General features: G+C 69.3%; 14 protein-coding genes and 2 pseudogenes. 11 read left to right on the forward strand and 5 right to left on the reverse strand.

Translation table 11 applies throughout. The features are described 5' to 3' along the window. The first annotated feature begins 344 nt into the window (after positions 1-344). Complete coding sequence (locus tag ABZY12_RS32210) at positions 345-1,316, forward strand: ATP-dependent DNA ligase (RefSeq protein ID WP_356896623.1); 972 nt, start codon at positions 345-347, stop codon at positions 1,314-1,316. A 188-nt stretch (positions 1,317-1,504) separates the two neighbouring features. Here the strand turns inward: ABZY12_RS32210 and ligD are convergent, their stop codons facing one another. Next, complete coding sequence (gene ligD, locus ABZY12_RS32215; protein ID WP_356896625.1) at positions 1,505-2,389, reverse strand: non-homologous end-joining DNA ligase; 885 nt, start codon at positions 2,387-2,389, stop codon at positions 1,505-1,507. A 59-nt stretch (positions 2,390-2,448) separates the two neighbouring features. On the opposite strand from ligD, the gene ABZY12_RS32220 reads away from it, so the two are divergent. Further along, complete coding sequence (locus ABZY12_RS32220) at positions 2,449-3,495, forward strand: Ku protein (RefSeq protein WP_356896627.1); 1,047 nt, start codon at positions 2,449-2,451, stop codon at positions 3,493-3,495. 71 nt (positions 3,496-3,566) lie between these two features. On the opposite strand, the gene ABZY12_RS32225 is transcribed toward ABZY12_RS32220, so the two are convergent. Then, entirely contained in the window at positions 3,567-4,385 is an 819-nt protein-coding gene (locus ABZY12_RS32225; RefSeq protein WP_356896629.1) for a hypothetical protein, read from the reverse strand. A gap of 256 nt (positions 4,386-4,641) precedes the next feature. Between ABZY12_RS32225 and ABZY12_RS32230 the strand changes: the two genes are divergently transcribed. The 6 genes from ABZY12_RS32230 (at position 4,642) to ABZY12_RS32255 (ending at position 11,831) form a co-directional block, all read left to right on the forward strand. Continuing rightward, entirely contained in the window at positions 4,642-6,183 is a 1,542-nt protein-coding gene (locus ABZY12_RS32230; protein ID WP_356896647.1) for a M4 family metallopeptidase, read from the forward strand. Between the two features lie 193 nt (positions 6,184-6,376). Further along, a complete protein-coding gene (locus ABZY12_RS32235) occupies positions 6,377-7,252 on the forward strand; it encodes an SUKH-4 family immunity protein (protein WP_356896631.1) in 876 nt (291 codons plus the stop codon). Positions 7,253-7,314: 62 nt separating this feature from the next. Next, positions 7,315-9,093, forward strand: a complete 1,779-nt coding sequence (locus tag ABZY12_RS32240) for a hypothetical protein (RefSeq protein WP_356896633.1) — start codon at positions 7,315-7,317, stop codon at positions 9,091-9,093. 67 nt (positions 9,094-9,160) lie between these two features. Beyond that, complete coding sequence (locus ABZY12_RS32245) at positions 9,161-10,723, forward strand: nucleic acid/nucleotide deaminase domain-containing protein (RefSeq protein WP_356896635.1); 1,563 nt, start codon at positions 9,161-9,163, stop codon at positions 10,721-10,723. A gap of 27 nt (positions 10,724-10,750) precedes the next feature. Continuing rightward, entirely contained in the window at positions 10,751-11,302 is a 552-nt protein-coding gene (locus ABZY12_RS32250; RefSeq protein ID WP_356896637.1) for an SUKH-4 family immunity protein, read from the forward strand. A 184-nt stretch (positions 11,303-11,486) separates the two neighbouring features. Beyond that, the gene (locus tag ABZY12_RS32255) at positions 11,487-11,831 is read left to right on the forward strand and encodes a hypothetical protein (RefSeq protein WP_356896639.1); all 345 of its coding nucleotides are present in this window, start codon (positions 11,487-11,489) and stop codon (positions 11,829-11,831) included. Between the two features lie 78 nt (positions 11,832-11,909). On the opposite strand, the gene ABZY12_RS32260 is transcribed toward ABZY12_RS32255, so the two are convergent. Next, positions 11,910-12,260 carry a hypothetical protein gene (locus ABZY12_RS32260; protein ID WP_356896641.1) on the reverse strand — a complete coding sequence of 117 codons (351 nt, stop codon included), beginning with the start codon at positions 12,258-12,260 and terminating at the stop codon, positions 11,910-11,912. Positions 12,261-12,926: 666 nt separating this feature from the next. Here ABZY12_RS32260 and ABZY12_RS32265 point away from each other — a divergent pair. Beyond that, entirely contained in the window at positions 12,927-13,229 is a 303-nt protein-coding gene (locus tag ABZY12_RS32265) for a hypothetical protein (protein WP_356896643.1), read from the forward strand. A 14-nt stretch (positions 13,230-13,243) separates the two neighbouring features. Then, positions 13,244-13,531, forward strand: a complete 288-nt coding sequence (locus ABZY12_RS32270; RefSeq protein WP_356896645.1) for a hypothetical protein — start codon at positions 13,244-13,246, stop codon at positions 13,529-13,531. A 753-nt stretch (positions 13,532-14,284) separates the two neighbouring features. Here the strand turns inward: ABZY12_RS32270 and ABZY12_RS32275 are convergent. Together ABZY12_RS32275 and ABZY12_RS32280 are read right to left on the reverse strand one after the other, a co-directional pair. Beyond that, positions 14,285-14,947, reverse strand: coding sequence for a YdcF family protein (locus ABZY12_RS32275; protein WP_356896649.1), 663 nt, complete (start codon positions 14,945-14,947; stop codon positions 14,285-14,287). A 2-nt stretch (positions 14,948-14,949) separates the two neighbouring features. Continuing rightward, positions 14,950-15,633 (reverse strand): annotated as a pseudogene (locus ABZY12_RS32280) (GntR family transcriptional regulator); the annotation flags it as partial. A gap of 328 nt (positions 15,634-15,961) precedes the next feature. On the opposite strand from ABZY12_RS32280, the pseudogene ABZY12_RS32285 reads away from it, so the two are divergent. Continuing rightward, positions 15,962-16,152, forward strand: a pseudogene (locus tag ABZY12_RS32285) (helix-turn-helix domain-containing protein). The last annotated feature ends 95 nt before the right edge of the window (positions 16,153-16,247 follow it).

Consider the following 16,247-nt stretch of genomic DNA (forward strand, 5'->3'; position numbering starts at 1 on the left):
GCAAGTGTGCACCACGTCACCGTCCCTCAGGGCCCGCTGACCGGACGCGACCGGCGAACGCCGCACGGGGCGCACGCTTTGCGCCACACGCGGCGCCCGGGGGGAGTTCACGCGGCGCTCGCCGCGCGCACGGGCCGCGCGGCGGGGATGCGCGCGCCCGCGAAGTACCGCTCGAACCCACGAAGTACGGCTCGAACCCGCGACGTACGGCTCCGAACCCGCGAAGCGCCGCTCGAACCCGACCGGGCGACCGCGATCCCGGTCCGTGCCCGGCGGAATGTGTCCGAAGGCTGAATCGGCCGGGATCGGGAGTAGCGGCACGCGCCACGGGTCAGTCCTGACCCGTGGACCTTCCTCGTATCCCGCCGATGCTCGCCACGGCCGGCGCGCTGCCGCCCACCGGGCAGCACGCCGAGTGGGCCTTCGAGACGAAGCAGGACGGCCAGCGGGCGATCTTCTACCTCTCCGGGGACGGAACGCTGGTGGTGCGCTCGCGCTCCGGCGAGGACGTCTCCGCCGCCTATCCGGAACTCCGGCCGCTGGGCCGGGCGCTGCCCCTGGGGCGTACGGCGGTCCTCGACGGGGAGATCGTGATGCTCGACGAGGACGGGCGCAGCGACTTCGCCCGGCTGCAGCCCCGGATGGGCCTGGCGGGCTCACCCGCGCGGGCGAGCCGGCTGGCCGCCCGTGAACCGGTGCACGCGGTCCTGTTCGACGTGGTGTTCCTGGACGGCCGGCTGCTGACCGGCAGGCCCTGGGCGGAACGGCGCCAGGAGCTCGAAGCGCTGTCCCTGGTCGGTCCGGCCTGGTCGACGCCGGGCGCGCTGGTGGGCCATGGCGAGGCCGCGCTCCGGGCGACCCGCGAGCACGGTCTGGAGGGCCTGATCTGCAAGCGGATCACCTCCCGTTACGAGCCGGGGGCTCGGTCGCGGCACTGGATCAAGATCCGCAACATGCGTACCGCGGACATCGTCATCGGCGGCTGGCTGCCCGGCGGTGGACGGCTGTCCGGCCTGCCCGGCTCGGTTCTCATGGGCCAGCGCCACGCCGGCGGACTGCGCTACGTCGGCAGCGTCGGCACCGGGTGGAGCGAATCGGAGCGCGCCGAGCTGGCCCGGCTGCTGTACGCCGCCGAGATCCACGAGTGCCCTTTCTCGGAGCTGCCTCCGGTGGCCCGAGCGCACTGGGTCCTGCCGCGCCTGGTGGGCGAGGTCCGGTACGCCGTCCGTACCCGGGCGGGGCTGCTGCGTCAGCCGTCGTGGTTGCGCCTGCGCCCGGACCTGACACCGGAGGAGTCCGCCGCGGAGGTGGAGTGAGGCGGCGGCAAGGGAGCCGGGGCGCGGACCGGGCAACCGGGCCGCCCTCGGCCCGGCCGCCCCCAGTTCCCGCCCTCAGCGCAGGACCCCAGCCCCACCCCGGCCGGCCCGGGGCTCAGCCCCCTCAGGCCCCCGCCCTCAGGGCAGGACCCCGGCCCCACCCGGGCCGCCCTCGCGTTCAGCCGCCCTCAGGGCAGGACCCCGGCCCGGTCCGGGTCGAAGAGCGGCTCCAGCAGCTCCCCGTACCGCTCCAGACGTGGCGCGATGTCGTCCATCAGAAGCACGAGCTGCCCGGGGTCCTCGCACCCCTCGACCTCCTCCCAGGTCACCGGCGCGGAGACGGTCGGCCGTGGCCGGGCGCGCAGGGTGTACGGCGTGGCCGTCGTCTTGGCGGCGGCGTTCTGGCTGTGGTCGACGAAGACCTTCCCGGGCCGCAGCGCACGGGCCATCCTGTGCACGACCAGCGCGGGGTGGTCCGCCTCGGCCCGGACGGCGAGCTGTTTCGCGTACGCCGATACCTGCTCGGACGGGGTCGGCTCCAGCGGTACCAGCAGATGGAGGCCCTTGGCCCCGGAGGTCTTGGCGAACGTCTCCAGGCCGTCGGCGGCGAGCTGTTCGCGCAGCCAGAGCGCGACCCGGCAGCACTCCACGACGGTCGCGGGCGGCCCGGGGTCGAGGTCGAAGACGATCCGGTCGGCGACGGCCGGGGTGTCGGTCCGCCACTGGGGCGTGTGGAACTCCACGACGAGGTTCGCCGCCCACATCAGCGAGGGCAGGTCCTGCACGACGACCTGGCGGGCGCCGGGGTCCTCGGAGCGGGGCACGGGCGTGGTGTTCACCCAGGCGGGCGTGCCGGGGGGTGGGTTCTTGGTGAAGAAGAGCTGTCCGTCCGGACCGTCCGGATAGCGCAGGAAGGACACCGGCCGGTCGCGCAGATGGGGGAGGAGGGCGTCCGCGACGGTGGCGTAGTAGTGCAGCAGCTCGCCCTTGGTGGTGCCCGTGAGCGGGTGGAGGACCTTGTCGAGATTGCTGAGCGCCAGGCGCCGCCCCTCCACCTCTGTGATCGGCGTCATACGATGAGAATCCCACGAATCCGGCATAGCCGTGCAAAGCCACACGAAAGGGATGAAACGTGCGATCCATTTGGAACGGCGCTATCTCCTTCGGCCTGGTCAGCATCCCGATCAAGCTCGTGAACGCCACCGAGAGCCGGTCCGTGTCCTTCCGCCAGATCCACACCGAGGACGGCGGCCGCATCCGCTACCGCAAGGTGTGCGAGCTGGACGGCGAGGAGGTCTCCCAGGCGGAGATCGGCAAGGCGTACGAGGACGCCGACGGGACCATGATCCCGATCACGGACGAGGATCTGGCGTCCCTGCCGCTGCCGACGGCGAAGACGATCGAGATCGTCTCCTTCGTGCCGGCGAGCGAGATCGACCCGCTCCAGATGGACGCCGCGTACTACCTCTCGGCGAACGGCGTGCCGGCCGCCAAGCCGTACACCCTGCTGCGCGAGGCGCTCAAGCGCAGCGACAAGGTGGCGGTGGCGAAGTACGCCCTGCGGGGGCGGGAGCGGCTCGGGATGCTCCGGGTCGTGGACGATGTCATCGCCATGCACGGGCTGCTGTGGCCGGACGAGATCCGCGCCACGGAGGGCGTGGCGCCGGAGACGCCCGTCTCGGTACGGGAGGCCGAACTCGACCTCGCCGACGCTCTGATGGCCACCCTCGGCGAGGTCGACATCAGCACCCTGCACGACGACTACCGGGAGGCGGTCGAGGAGATGATCGCCGCGAAGGCGGAGGGCGGCGAGGCGGTGGCGCCCCCGGAGCCGGCGGCGGAGGGCGGCGGCAGGGTCATCGACCTGATGGCGGCGCTGGAGAGCAGCGTCCGCGCGGCGAAGGAGGCCCGCGGGGAGGCGCCGCCGGAGGCCGCCTCCGTGACGGAGCTCAAGACGCGCAAGAAGGCGGCGGCGCGGGGCACGCCGAAGGAGACGGAGGCGAAGAAGTCCACGGCCAGGACGGCGGCGAAGAAGACGGCGGAGCCCGCACGGAAGTCGACGGCGAAGAAGACGGCGGCGAAGAAGACGACGGAGACCAAGAGCACGGCGACGACGAAGAAGACCGCGGGCAAGAAGACCCAGGCGAAGAAGGCCACCCCTCGCAAGCGCACGGCGTAGAAGGCCCGCCCACGCCCCTCCCGCACTGCCCCCGCCAACGCTTCCCGTACCGCCCCCGCCTGCGCTCCCGCTTACCGCTCGCCCGTCAACTCGCGCAGTGAAGCGGCCACAGCCGTCACGAACCGCTCCCGCTCCGGCTCCCCGACCAGGTCGAGCGAGAGATAGGGATTGAGGTCCTCCAGCTCGACGAGCAGCAGCTCCCCGCCCGGCGCCCGGCAGGCGTCGACGCGCTGGATGCCGTACGCGAGGTCGTTCCAGTCCACGAACCGCTGGGCGAACTCCAGGTCCTCGGTGGTCGGTTCGTACGGCTCGAGCACCCAGCGGGCGTCGGGGTCCGGAGCGTAGAGCGCGTACTGGAAGCTCCGCCCGACGTAGTAGAACGACACCTCGTACGCGAACGGGATGCGCGGCTGTACGAGCATGCCGGCCGGGTCGACGTCCGTGAGCCGCGCCTTCTCGACGAAGCGCAGGCCGACCGAGTCGGCGCCGAGCATCGGCTTGACGACGTACTCGTCGGCTTCCGGCAGCCGCCCGAACTCCTCGCGCCGCCCTGCCGTGGGAATGACCGGAAACCCCTCCCTCGACAGGTGGAGGAGGTACTCCTTCCCGGCCATGTCCCCTTTGCCCGTAAGGGAGTTGAACATCCGGGTCCCGGCGGCGAGGGCGGCGGCGCGGAAGGTGTCGTACGCCTCCTGGTAGTGGATGACGGGACCGCTGTTGCGTACGACGACGGCGTCGAAGCGGTCCATGAGCGCGGCCGCGTCCAGGGGGTGGCACAGGGCGACGTCGAACTCCTCGCGCAGGCGCCCGGAGAGCCAGATGTCCTCGTCGCAGTAGCGACGACCGCGCGCCTGGTACCCGAGGTCGGTGACGTAAAGAAGCGATCCCATGCGGTCATCCTCGCATCCGTCATGTATCGCATAACGGACGCGTCTGGCTGTCCTCCGGACAACTGATGGTCAAATCCTTGTTGCAGACCTGTCAAAAAGGCTCTTTCGCTGGCACGCTCGCAGCCGCGCCACCCCCCACAGCTTCAGCGAAGGAGCCCGCGTGACCCGCCTGCAGTCCTCGCACCACCGCACCGCCTCGCACACCACCGGCCGCCGCACCACCGTGCGGGCCGCCGCCCTGATCGCCTCGGCCGCGATGCTCGTCGTCGGCCTCCAGGGCGGCACGGCCGGCGCCGCGGCCGACCGCGAGAGCGGCGCCACCGCGCTCGTCCTCACCGCGGCCGAGCGCACCACCGCGATCAAGAGCGCCCAGGCCGAGGCCGCCACCACCGCGCGGGCCATCGGCCTGTCCGGGCAGGAGAAGCTCGTCGTCCGGGACGTCGTCAAGGACGCCGACGGCACCGTCCACACCCGGTACGAGCGCACGTACGAGGGCCTCCCCGTCCTCGGCGGCGACCTCGTCGTGCACCAGAAGACGAACGGCGCCCGCTCCACGACCAAGGCGACCGGAGCCCGGATATCCGTGCCCGGCACGACCGAGGCGGTCTCGGCCGCGACGGCGAAGAAGTCGGCCGTCGCCGCCTCCGACGCGAAGTCCGCGACCCCGTCCTCCGCCCGCAAGGTGATCTGGGCGGCGACCGGCAAGCCCACCCTCGCCTGGGAGACCGTCGTCACCGGCGTCCAGGCCGACGGCACCCCGAGCGAACGGCACGTCATCACCGACGCGACCAACGGCAAGGAGCTGTACGCCTACGAGGCCATCGAGACCGGCTCGGGCCACAGCCAGTACGCCGGCGACGTCACCCTCGGCACCGCCCCGTCGTACACGCTGACCGACACCGCGCGCGGCGGCCACAAGACGTACGACCTGAACGGCGCCACCAGCGGCACCGGCACCCTCTTCACCGACGCCGACGACGTCTGGGGCGACGGCACGCCGGCCAACCGCCAGACCGCCGCCGTCGACGCCCACTACGGCGCTGCCGTCACCTGGGACTTCTACAAGAACGAACTCGGCCGCAACGGCATCCGCGGCGACGGCGTCGCCGCCGTATCCCGCGTCCACTACGGCAACGCGTACGTCAACGCCTTCTGGTCCGACCAGTGCTTCTGCATGACGTACGGCGACGGCGCGGGCAACGCCAAGCCGCTCACCTCCATCGACGTGGCCGGCCACGAGATGACCCACGGCCTGACCTCGGCGACCGCGGGTCTGCGCTACAGCCGGGAGTCCGGCGGCCTGAACGAGGCGACCTCCGACATCCTCGGCACCTCCGTCGAGTTCTTCGCGGCCAACGCCTCGGACGCGGGCGACTACCTCATCGGCGAGAAGATCGACATCCGCGGCAACGGCACCCCGCTGCGCTACATGGACAAGCCGAGCCGCGACGGCAACTCCCGCGACTACTGGGACCGCAACCTGGGCCGCCTCGACGTCCACTACTCCTCAGGACCGGCGAACCACTTCTTCTACCTGCTCTCCGAGGGCAGCGGCGCCAAGACGATCAACGGCGTCAGCTACGACTCGCCGACCTTCGACGGCTCGACGGTGACGGGCATCGGCCGGGTCAAGGCGTACAAGATCTGGTACAAGGCACTGTCCACCTACATGACCTCGTCCACGGACTACGCGGGCGCCCGCACGGCGACCCTCCAGGCGACGACCGACCTCTACGGCGCCGGCAGCCCGGAGCACACGGCGGTCGCCGCGGCCTGGACCGCGATCAACGTGAAGTAGCCGGGCACTGGGCACCCCCGGGGGACCGCCACACCGAGGCGGCCCCCCGGGGAGCCGGTCTCCGGCGTGGCGGCCCCGGGAAGCGGACCGGGAACGCCGAGGCGGCGGCCTCCGGGAGCGGGCCCGGAACCCTCGAGGGCCTCTCGTTAGACTCGTCACTCGCCAGGTGGAGCGGCGGTGTTGAGGAGCGAATGTGACGGGCGACGAGGCGATCACCAGCCAGTTCGGGGCGGACGGCCTGCGCCGCTTCCCCGCCGCGGCGCTCCATGAGGCGAGACTCCACGCAGAGGACGTCCGCCTCCTCGCGGACATCGGAGTGCCCGTGGGCGTCGGCCCGTACTTCACGGCCACCACGGCCGAGGACACCCCCCGGCTGGGGGCGTACGCCGCACGACACCGCCTTCCCGCGCCCCCTCGTGAGCTGGAACGCTGGCTGCGGCTGGGCGACGACAAGCACGCGCAGCTCTGTATACGGCCCGACGGCGCGATCCAGGCGGTCGTACTTTCCGAGGCCATCGACGACCTGTACGTCAGCAGCAGCGTGGCGCAGTTCATCCATGCGCTGGCCCTTCTCGACCAGGCGCTGCCGCGCATCGCGGCCGCCGACGGGATGGAGGAGGCCGTCGCGGTCTTCCGCCGGCTCGCGGAGGAGATGAAACAGCTCGACGGCCCCGCCTTCGCCGAGCGCGAGAACTGGTGGCCCCGCGTCCTGGACGACGTGCGCCACACCCTCAACTTCCCCTTCTCCGCCTCCTTCGAGTTCGTCACCGCCGGCGGACAGAAGGAGATCGTGACCGAGAGCACCGGCCCCGGCCGCCTCCACCCGGAGGAGCGCCTGTGGCAGCGGCTCTCCGCCTCCGGGATCGCGCCGGAGCAGATCACGCGCGTGTACTGCGAGTTGGAGCCGTGCGTCATGCCGGGGCACTACTGCGCGATGTGGATGAACGAGCTCTTCCCCCGTGCGCGGTTCACCCACAGCTTCCCGTACGGCGAGACGGCGGCCTCCCGAGAGGACGGGTTCAGGCAGTTGATTGTGCACGCCGCCCGAGGCGCCCGGGGTGACGGGTGACGGCGGTCCCGACGAGGCAGCCCCGGTGAGGGGAGCGGAATGACGGTCCGGGGGAAAACGGAATGACGGATCCGGGGAAGATACGCCTGCCCAGGCCGGGAGCCGGCCGCGAACCGGCGGCCTCGGCACTGCTCGCCTGGCTCACGGACCCGCGCGCCCCGCGCGTGTGCGTCCTGACGGGGCCGACGGGGGCCGGGAAGTCGCATTTGCTGGCGTGGCTGGTGAACCACGGCGAGGCGTCGGCGTCCGCGGGCAGCCGGTGGCGTGTCCACGCGGTCGCTCCCCTGGCCGGCGGCGTGAGCGTGCGCGGAGCGGCCTGGCTCCTCGCCGACGACCTCGGCGCGGTCGCGCGCGCACCGGCCGAGCTCCTGAACATCCTCGCCCGGGACACGCGACCGACGGTCCTGGTCGTCTCGGACCTCCACGAAGCGGCAGCCCCCGACGCACTGCTCGACCAGCTCCTGCTGCCGATCGCGCGGCTCTCGCACGTCAAGCTGATCATCGAGTCCCGTACGGCAGAGCCCTGTACGGCGCTCCTGCTCGATGCCCGTCCCGACTCCGCAGTGATGGACCTGGCCGAGTCCCAGTGGACCGACCCGGATGGATTCCGGGCGTGGGCCGCCACGGCGGTTCCCGGGCGCTCGGCGGCCCCGGCCGACGCATACCCGGTTCCCGGCCGCGTCGTCGGTCACGTACCGGCTCCGCGCGTCCCGCCCGTATCGGCCTCCACCGTCGACGCGATGCTGGAGGCGGACCCGTATGCCGTGACGGCCGCTCTCGAACAGGACGAGCGAACCGGTGAGCCGGCCGGCGACCTGAGACGCGCCTGGCTGCGTGCGGGTCAGGCCCTGTGCGTGGCCGCCACGCCCTCGGCCCGGGCCCTCACCCTGCTCGCCGCACTCGACGACTCGGCGGACCCCGTGCTGCGTCAGCGGCTCGCGGCCGTGGCGGACCCGGAACCGTGGCGGGTGATCGCGGTGCGCTCGCGGGAGGCCACGACCCGCTGGGCCGGGCCCGTGGCGGCGCTCGCCCCGGGGCGAGGGGAGCTCGCGGGAACGGTCCTCAGCGCCGACCACCTCGGCGAGGTGCACGTTCTCGACAGCGGTGACGGAAGCGTGCGCGGCCGCCTGCCGGGAGGGGAGCGCCGGCCCGCCCGGTCAGTCTTCTGTCTGCCCGAGGGAACGGTGGCCGTCCTCGACGACTGGGGCGGCATCGGCCTCGTACACCGGGCGAAGCCCGCCGTCACGGGCCTCGGCTCCCTCGTCGCCCCCGAGCCGGACCCCTGGGAGGCCCTGCGCGCGGCGATGCTCTCCGCGGCCGCCGACCTCTCCGCGGAGACGGAGCTCACGGTCGCGACGGCCCTGCCGGACGGTGTCGCCTTCGGCGACGCCCGGGGACGGGTACACGTACTCACCCGGGACAACGCGACATCGGGCCCCGTGTCCCGCACCCTCCACGACGGGCCGGTACAGGCGCTCACCGCCCACGCTCTGGGGGCGGACGGACCGACGCTTCTCCACTCCGGCGGTCAGGACGGACGTGTCCGCGCCTGGGGTCCCAGTGCGGAGCCCCTTGCCGACGCCGTGCGCGAACGGACCGTTCCCGTAAGCGCGTTGAGCAGCGGACCGGAACCGGACGCCCTGGCGGTCGCCTGGGCGGACGGACACGTGGAGCACACGGCGCTCGACTCGGGCCGCAGGATCGCCTTCCGCCCCGGCCCACCCGTTCGCGCCCTGTGGTGTGCGGGCGGCCGGCTGGCCGTCGGCATGGACGAGGCGATCGTCCTGATGGAAGCGCGGAGCGCTGCCCGCATCCCACAACGGACCATAATCCGGGGTTGATTGGGCCGAACCAGCCGATAGAATCGATCGCTCATGCGAATCGGTGAGGTTGGCGAGGGGGCACCGCGTGGGGATCCAACTCCCGGAGGATCTGCGGGACATCATGGAGATGGTCGGCATCGACTGGCCGGACATCGACGAGGACGACCTCAAGGAGACGGCCCGGGAGTACCGCGAGTTCGCCGAAGAGCTCCGCGACACCATACGGGACGCCAACAAGGCCTGCAGTAACGTCACGGCAGGCAGGAGCAAGGGCCTGGCCGTCGACGCGTTCAAGCAGCGCTGGGGCAAGGTCTCAGGCCAGGACATGAAGCACCTGGCCGACGCCATGGACCTGCTCGCAGGAGCGATGGACACCGGCGCCGGCTATGTGACCACCTGCAAAGTCGCGGTCATCGCGGACCTGGGCGCCGCGGCCGCCGCCGTCACCGGCGGCATCGTCGGCGCCATCTTCACCGGCGGCCTCAGCGCACTCATCGGAGCGGGCGCCGCGCTCGCCCTCAAGATCGCTGTGAGAGAGGCGATCGACCTCCTCGTCTCCCAGCTCATCGACCTGGCGGTGGAGAAGATCGAGGGTGAGGTCCTGACGAAGCTCGAAGGGCTCTTCGACGACACCATGTCGTCCGAAGGGCGAGACGAGAAGGGGGCGTTGCTGCCCGAGGGCTCCGACGCCCTCGGCCAGGACCTGTGGATCGAGTTCGCCGAGTTCGCCGACGCCATCGATCAGCTGGCCAAGGAGCACGGGCGCTTCGAGGAGAAGAAGCAGGGCTTCGGAGACAAGCGGGCCAAACGAAGTCTGGTCACCAAGAAGGACGACCGGTTCGCGAAGTTCGGGGCCGCGATAGACAAGGCCGAGGACAAGGTCGAGTCGACCGCCGTCAAGATGCACAAGGAGATCGAGAAGAACGTCGATGGCCTCGACAAGACGAAGAGGTCGAACGACGAGAACGAGCAGAAGAACAAGGACAAGTTCAAGTCGTGCGACAAAGGCGACGGCGATGACGACGCCGTCCCCATGTATCTCCTCAGCAAGGACGGCACCGTCCAGCAGCTCATGCCGGACGGCACGCTCAGGCCGGTCGACAAGAACGACACCTCGGGCATTCATGGGTTGATGGAGCCCAACGGCAAGGTCTGGCGCCCCGAGAGCCGTGCGGAGAAGGCGAAGATGGGTGTCTCCGACACGGACACCGCGAAGGTGAGGTCCAAGCCCGTCGACCCGTACGGGGACGACCTGGGGCAGGCCACACAGCTCGCGCGCTACGCCAACAACGACTACGAGTCGAAGCACAATTATGCCGCGGGAAGGTACATCGACCCGGAGACGAAGAAGGAGATCATCCTCGTCGGCCGCAGCGACCGGGGTATGCACTCCGAGCGTGTCATAGGATACTCGCTGATCCACAAGGAGAAACAGGCCGGTCTACGCGAGGTGTTCACGGAACGAGAGCCGTGCCAGAAACGGAACAGTCGTTGTGACGCCTGGCTCGCCAAACATTTCGTCCCCCATAACCCCGAGCTCAAGGTGACCCACGTGGTCGAATACGACCAGCTGGGCGGAAACAAGGACGAAGGAAACAAGCAGCACGAGCAATACGTGCAGAACCTGAAAAAGAAGCACGGTCGTTAGACCCGATGAGGAAGTGAAAGCGGACGCATGGAGCGCACGGTCGGTTCGGAAGACATCATCCGCCTCTTCGGTCTCCAGGGGATCGTCCTCTTCCCCTACGAGGCGGGGACGGACCCCTCCCGCCTTCCCCGCTCCCTGCGGGTCCTCCACGAAGTCGGCCTCCCGCACGACGACCTGTTCCTCTCCCGCATGGACGTCAAGGATCCCGAGGCCGACCCCGTCCTCCTCGGCGAGTTCCTCACCCGCCATGGCCGGCGGTACGCCCCGGAGGCCGAGAAATGGCTGGTCCTGGGCTACTTCCAGGACTCCCTCCTCGCCCTCGACCCGGACTCCGGCCAGGTGTTCGCCTTCCCCGAGGGCACGAGCGACCACCTCCTGATCCACCGCGACGTGGAGTCCCTGATCCGCGCCCTCTGCGTCCTCCAGCAGTACTGCTCCGACCGTGACGACTCCGACGACGAGGAAGCCCTGGCCGACTCGGCCCGCGCCGAGATCGAAAGCTTCGACCCCCTCCCCTTCACCGACCCCCGCTCGGAATGGACGATCATCTTCGACGAGATCGCCGAGGGGACCTGGTAGCGAACCGGACGTTCAACCCGGAGCGGTACGCCGACGGCTCCCGGGGCGCTCGCGACCGTGGAGCTGTTCGCGAGATGCACTTCGGCCGCTCCCGGCGGCCGAGGGAGCAGGCAACAGCGTGGAGGCGCTGCTGATTCGCCCTGCGCGAGTGACCGTGAACGGACAGCTGCCGCACACTCCGGGCGTGGACATATCCGATGAAGGTCTGAAACTCGATCCCCAGTGGTTCGAGGTGGGCAACAACGTGTGCGGAGTTCTCCACGGCTGCCGGGACGCCTCGGCTGTGGCCGCACGCTTCGTCGGAGCCGGATGGCGTTCCCGTTCTTCGTCCTGGTGCGGCTACGAGCTGGAGAAAAGCTGGTGCCAGATGGAGATCGATCCGATCGACGGCCCGGCCATCCTGCTCAACGGCGTCATCGACCCAACGCGCCTCGACGACTTGGCCCGCCTCCTGGGCTACTTCGGGCTCCCGTACGTACGGGAACTGAGCGACGAGAACGGCACCCTGCTCCGCGAGATCAAGGGCTGACCCACCGCCGAGCCCCAAAGCCCCGACCTGTCCGGGGGCCTTTGGCGTTCAGCCGCTGCGATCCCGCACAAACGACCTCTAGAACGGAGGAGTCCACCCCGGGGGCCAGTTCGTCGCGTATCCGGGCGGGGGCCAAACGTCCGAGCCGTTGTACACGCACCACTGACGGCCCAGCCACTCGCACTCGGGAATGGGACCTTCCCAGTCGTCGGTGCAGCGTTCGGCCCAGTCGCGGCCCACCAGCACCGGCCGGGTCAGCACCCCGTTTGCGGTGTCCTGGACACGCAGGACCATGCCGACGCCGTTGATCCCCGGGTTGCCCCGGTGCCCGTACGACACGCTGTGAGCACCCGAGGAATGAAGGTCCAGGACCGTCTCTTGGAGTACTTCCGGCATCTGGCCGGTCAGCTCCAGTCCGTCCAGGGTCACGCGCGGACCGTGGGCGGCGTCAGCAGCCACGCAGAAGAGCCGGCCAGCGCCGTCGAAGTACGTATAGACAGCGGGCACCATTGGTAGTTCGAGCCAGACGGCATTGACGCTGAAGTCGCGGGAGGGGAAGCGGCCGAATCCGGTGGTCTTGCCGCACCGGATGTGGTTCTCGACGGTGGCATGCCCGCGGTGACGGGCCTCCAGGAACTGGGCGGAACTACCGCTGGAAATGGGGGGTGTCGGAGGCTAAGGGGTGAGGCGGGAGAATCCCGTCGGATGTTCAGGATTTGATGTTGACTCAGGTTGAGGGTGATGGGTTCGACGGCGAGGGTGCCGTTGTCGTCGAGGAGGGGCGCCGACCCAACGCCGCGCGAGTTCTGGCGGAAGCAATTCGTCTACGAATCCGGGATGCCGTTCATCCAACTGCCGTAGTGCTAGCCCCCACGGGGAGGGGGCGGCGTCGCAAGCCAGCTGGCCTGGGTCCTGCAAGGGTGACACGTCCTGGTCTCCGACACCCGGGTGACCCAGGCACCGGTTCGGCGAACCCGTCGGATCATGGCTCGAACGGGCAATTTGAGGTCACTTGAGGTTCAATGAAAGTGCAGGTCCAGTCACATGTCGTGTGGCATTCAACCGTCTCAGCGACTCCTGTTTGGAGGGCGTGAGATGCCAGTCAACATCGTGGACATCGGCCCACCTTCAACCATCGCATCAGGGCGAACGCTCATCGAGACTTATTTCTTCGGGGATTTCTTCGACGTTGGCGTGTGCTATGGGACGCTGGCGACGGAGCCGAGGTTCTTGGGCTGGCTCGATGTCACAGACCAGGGCAGGGAGGGGTCCATCCGATTCATCGGCGGGGTTCCGCACCTGGACCTGAGGAATTGGAAGTACACCATGACGGTGACCAACAGATCGAACGGCACGGTCTCCTACAACATTCGGATCGCGACCTTGACCAGCGGGTGAGTGCGATGCCCAGAGTGAGACTTACTGTCATTACGGACCCGGACGGGACAGTCGTCGGCACCAAGCAGGTGGTCGAGCCTGGCGATCCTCTGACGCCGGAGTTCTCCTACCAGCCCGCCACACAGCCGGGAGGCGAAGGCCCGGAAGTCGTGATTCCGGTGTACTCCCAGATCGTCGCGGGACCGGACCAGGAGGCGCACGAGGTGGACGTCGACCTGCCCGAGCAACTCTTCGTGTCCTTGGACCCGGCCGCACTGCACGAGATAGTGCAGGCCAGGATCAACCAGGTGAAAGGCACGTGAGGCCTGACCCCGAGGATCCGATGCACACCGAACTTCTGGACGCTCTCCTGCCCTACCCGCGAGCCGACCGTGATCCGTCACCCACGCACTGACATGGTCGGCGTGGAGAAGACACCGTCAAGCCATCGCCCGCCACGGCCACTACCGAAAACGCAGCTCAGGACACGAACCGCTGCTGGAGTATTAGCTAGTTGGTTCGCCGCTGTGTCCAAGGCCCAGAAAGGGCGATGTGCGTGAGGTCGGCGGAGCGGGTTTGGCCGGTGTCCTGCCCGGTTTGGGGTCGAGCAGGATCAGGGGGCCGTACGCTTGCCGGCTACTCGGGCAGGCTTCACCTCTGCCCGTAATGTGTTCGAGTGGCCCCTGGTCTTGCTCGACGCGGGACCCGAACTGGGGTGGTGGGTAAAGCCGTGGAGTCGACCGTCCCCACCCCCGGCCTGGTTTTTCGCCCCTTTGTGGGCGCGGGCGGGGTGACGGCGCCGCGGCCCCGGTGACGAAGGCATGGAGGGGCAGCGGTGCCGGCGCACGGCCGGCGCCGCCGCGCCTTGGCGCGGCACCTCTGATCTCTGCATCAGACTGCTTGCAGTTCAGGAGGCCGTGAACGCAGACGCTCGATGCGTCAAGAGTGGTGTGCTCCCGAAGGCTTTCACCGTCTCGCCCCGTTGGTGGTCGCCGCCTGTTGTGCTGATGAAGCCTGCTGGGACCCATGCGGGCAGCGAGCGCAGCGAGCCTTGAACCCGTAGAGAAGGTTTCTACTCACTCCGCCTGAGCGGCCTCAGGGACGATCCGACTCGTGAATCCCTGGGCTCGCAAGCGCTCGTAGGCATCCCGAACGTCCTGGGGGACCTCTTGGCTGATCATGAAGCCCTGGGCGGGGTAGATCAGCAGGCGCTGAAGCGATCCGACCAGCATGTCAACGACAAGGCGGGCGTCGCCGATCGACTCGGCGTAGTTGGCCATCGTCATGGGCGCCGATGCACTGACGAACTCGACGTCCGGCCAGAGCTTGCGCGCCGTGGCGTAGGCCCGACGCTCCTCGTACGGCTTGCTCACCAGCAGCACGGACGACACTCGGACGCCTTGCTCCTCCAGCAGCGCGCGTGAGAAGCGGATGTTCTCGCCGGTGTTCCGCGCCTTGCGTTCCACGAGGATGGCGTCACTGGGAACGCCCAGCTCGATGGCGCGCTCACGGTAGTGCTCCGCCTCCCCGCGTGGCATCTGGTCGCGGGTCGTCCGGCTCGTAGCTCCCGTGAAGACGATCAGGGGTGCCATCCCCTGCCGGTACAGCTCGGCGGTCACGTCGGCCACGCCCAGGTCGTGACTGCCCAGACCGATGGCGACGGAGCAGGGCCGCGGGCTGTGCCCCATGAGCTGGTAGTCCCAAAGGAGTTGGGCGTCCTTCATGACCGCGTCCGTCATAGTCATGCGTCGTCCTTCGACTGTGCCGAGTCAGGGACCTTGAAGTCGTACTCCCACGCGAAGCGGGAAGCGGCGTGGACGCCGACGGCAAACTCGACGACCGTGCCGTCCGCCGTGTACGTCGTCCGATGAAGCTCCATGACCGGCTCACCTGAAGGCAGTTCCAGGAGCTTCACCTCCTCAGCTGTGGGGACGCGCGCGAAGAGGGCTTCCTTCATGTGGTCGATCTCGTATCCCGCGTCGTACAGCACCCTGTAACCGCCGCCCCTGCCGGCGGGGCCGGGAGTCGGGTCCACGAGTCGTGTCCCCTCTACGTGCTCCGGGCGGTAGTAGCTGGTCAGCGTGTGGGTCGGCTGCTCGCCTTCCTTCACCAGGCGGGCCCGCGCATAGACCTCGGCACCGGCCGGAACGCCCAGCATCTCGGCGACCTTGGGCGGTGCCGGGACGCGGCTGACCGTCTGGGTCTGCTCGTTGCGACGGTAGGCGCGTCCTGACGCCACGCGGTCGGCGATGAAAGCGACTTCGTCCCCGTCGCGCCACTTCGCCTTGTCGTAGCGCGCGATGCCCAGACGCTTCAACGGGGTCTGCTCACGCACCACCGTGCCGTGTCCGCGGGAGGAAGTGGCGAGACCTTCCGCTTCCAGTGCTTTGTAGGCGGCGTGCACCGTGGACTTCGAGCCCTCGCCACCCCCGCCTCACCCGAGGCGCCTGACAGAACTCTGGTCGGACCGACAACTGACACAACACCTGAACCGGGCCGCTGACCTGCATAAACAGCCGATACGGCTGCCGTGACAAAAACTCCGGAAACTCTGACAGAACCCAAGGCAGCCCTGAAGGCCGGTGGTGACGGAACCCTGTCGACGGAGGTTCTGTCGGAGTTTTCGCGACTTTGTCACGCCCGCTTCCTAGGCAGAAACCACAGGTCAGCGGCCCGAATGCTCGGTTCTGTCAGTTCTGTCAGCGAAACCGGCCCGTGAGCCGCGAAACCCACGCAGAGAAGGAGGCCCGGCCGTGGCCGAGGCGCGAGACCCCTTGCTGAGCATTCCGCAAGTGCTTGCCGAGATCGATGTCCCCGAGCGACGTTCTACCGCTGGCGTCAGCTCCGGAAGGGCCCCAAAGCCATCAAGCTCCCGAACGGCGCAGTCCGCATCCGCCGCTCCGAGCTGGAGCGCTGGATCGAGACACTGGAGGAAGCCGCGTGACCCACCGCAAGATCAGCACGGCGACGGGTCGCCTCACCCGCGAGCTCGACACCTTCGCCGAACAGAACGCCACCACCACCCTCCCCGTCCCCATC

Source organism: Streptomyces sp. NPDC006551, assembly GCF_040611675.1.
Classification (GTDB): Bacteria; Actinomycetota; Actinomycetes; order Streptomycetales; family Streptomycetaceae; genus Streptomyces.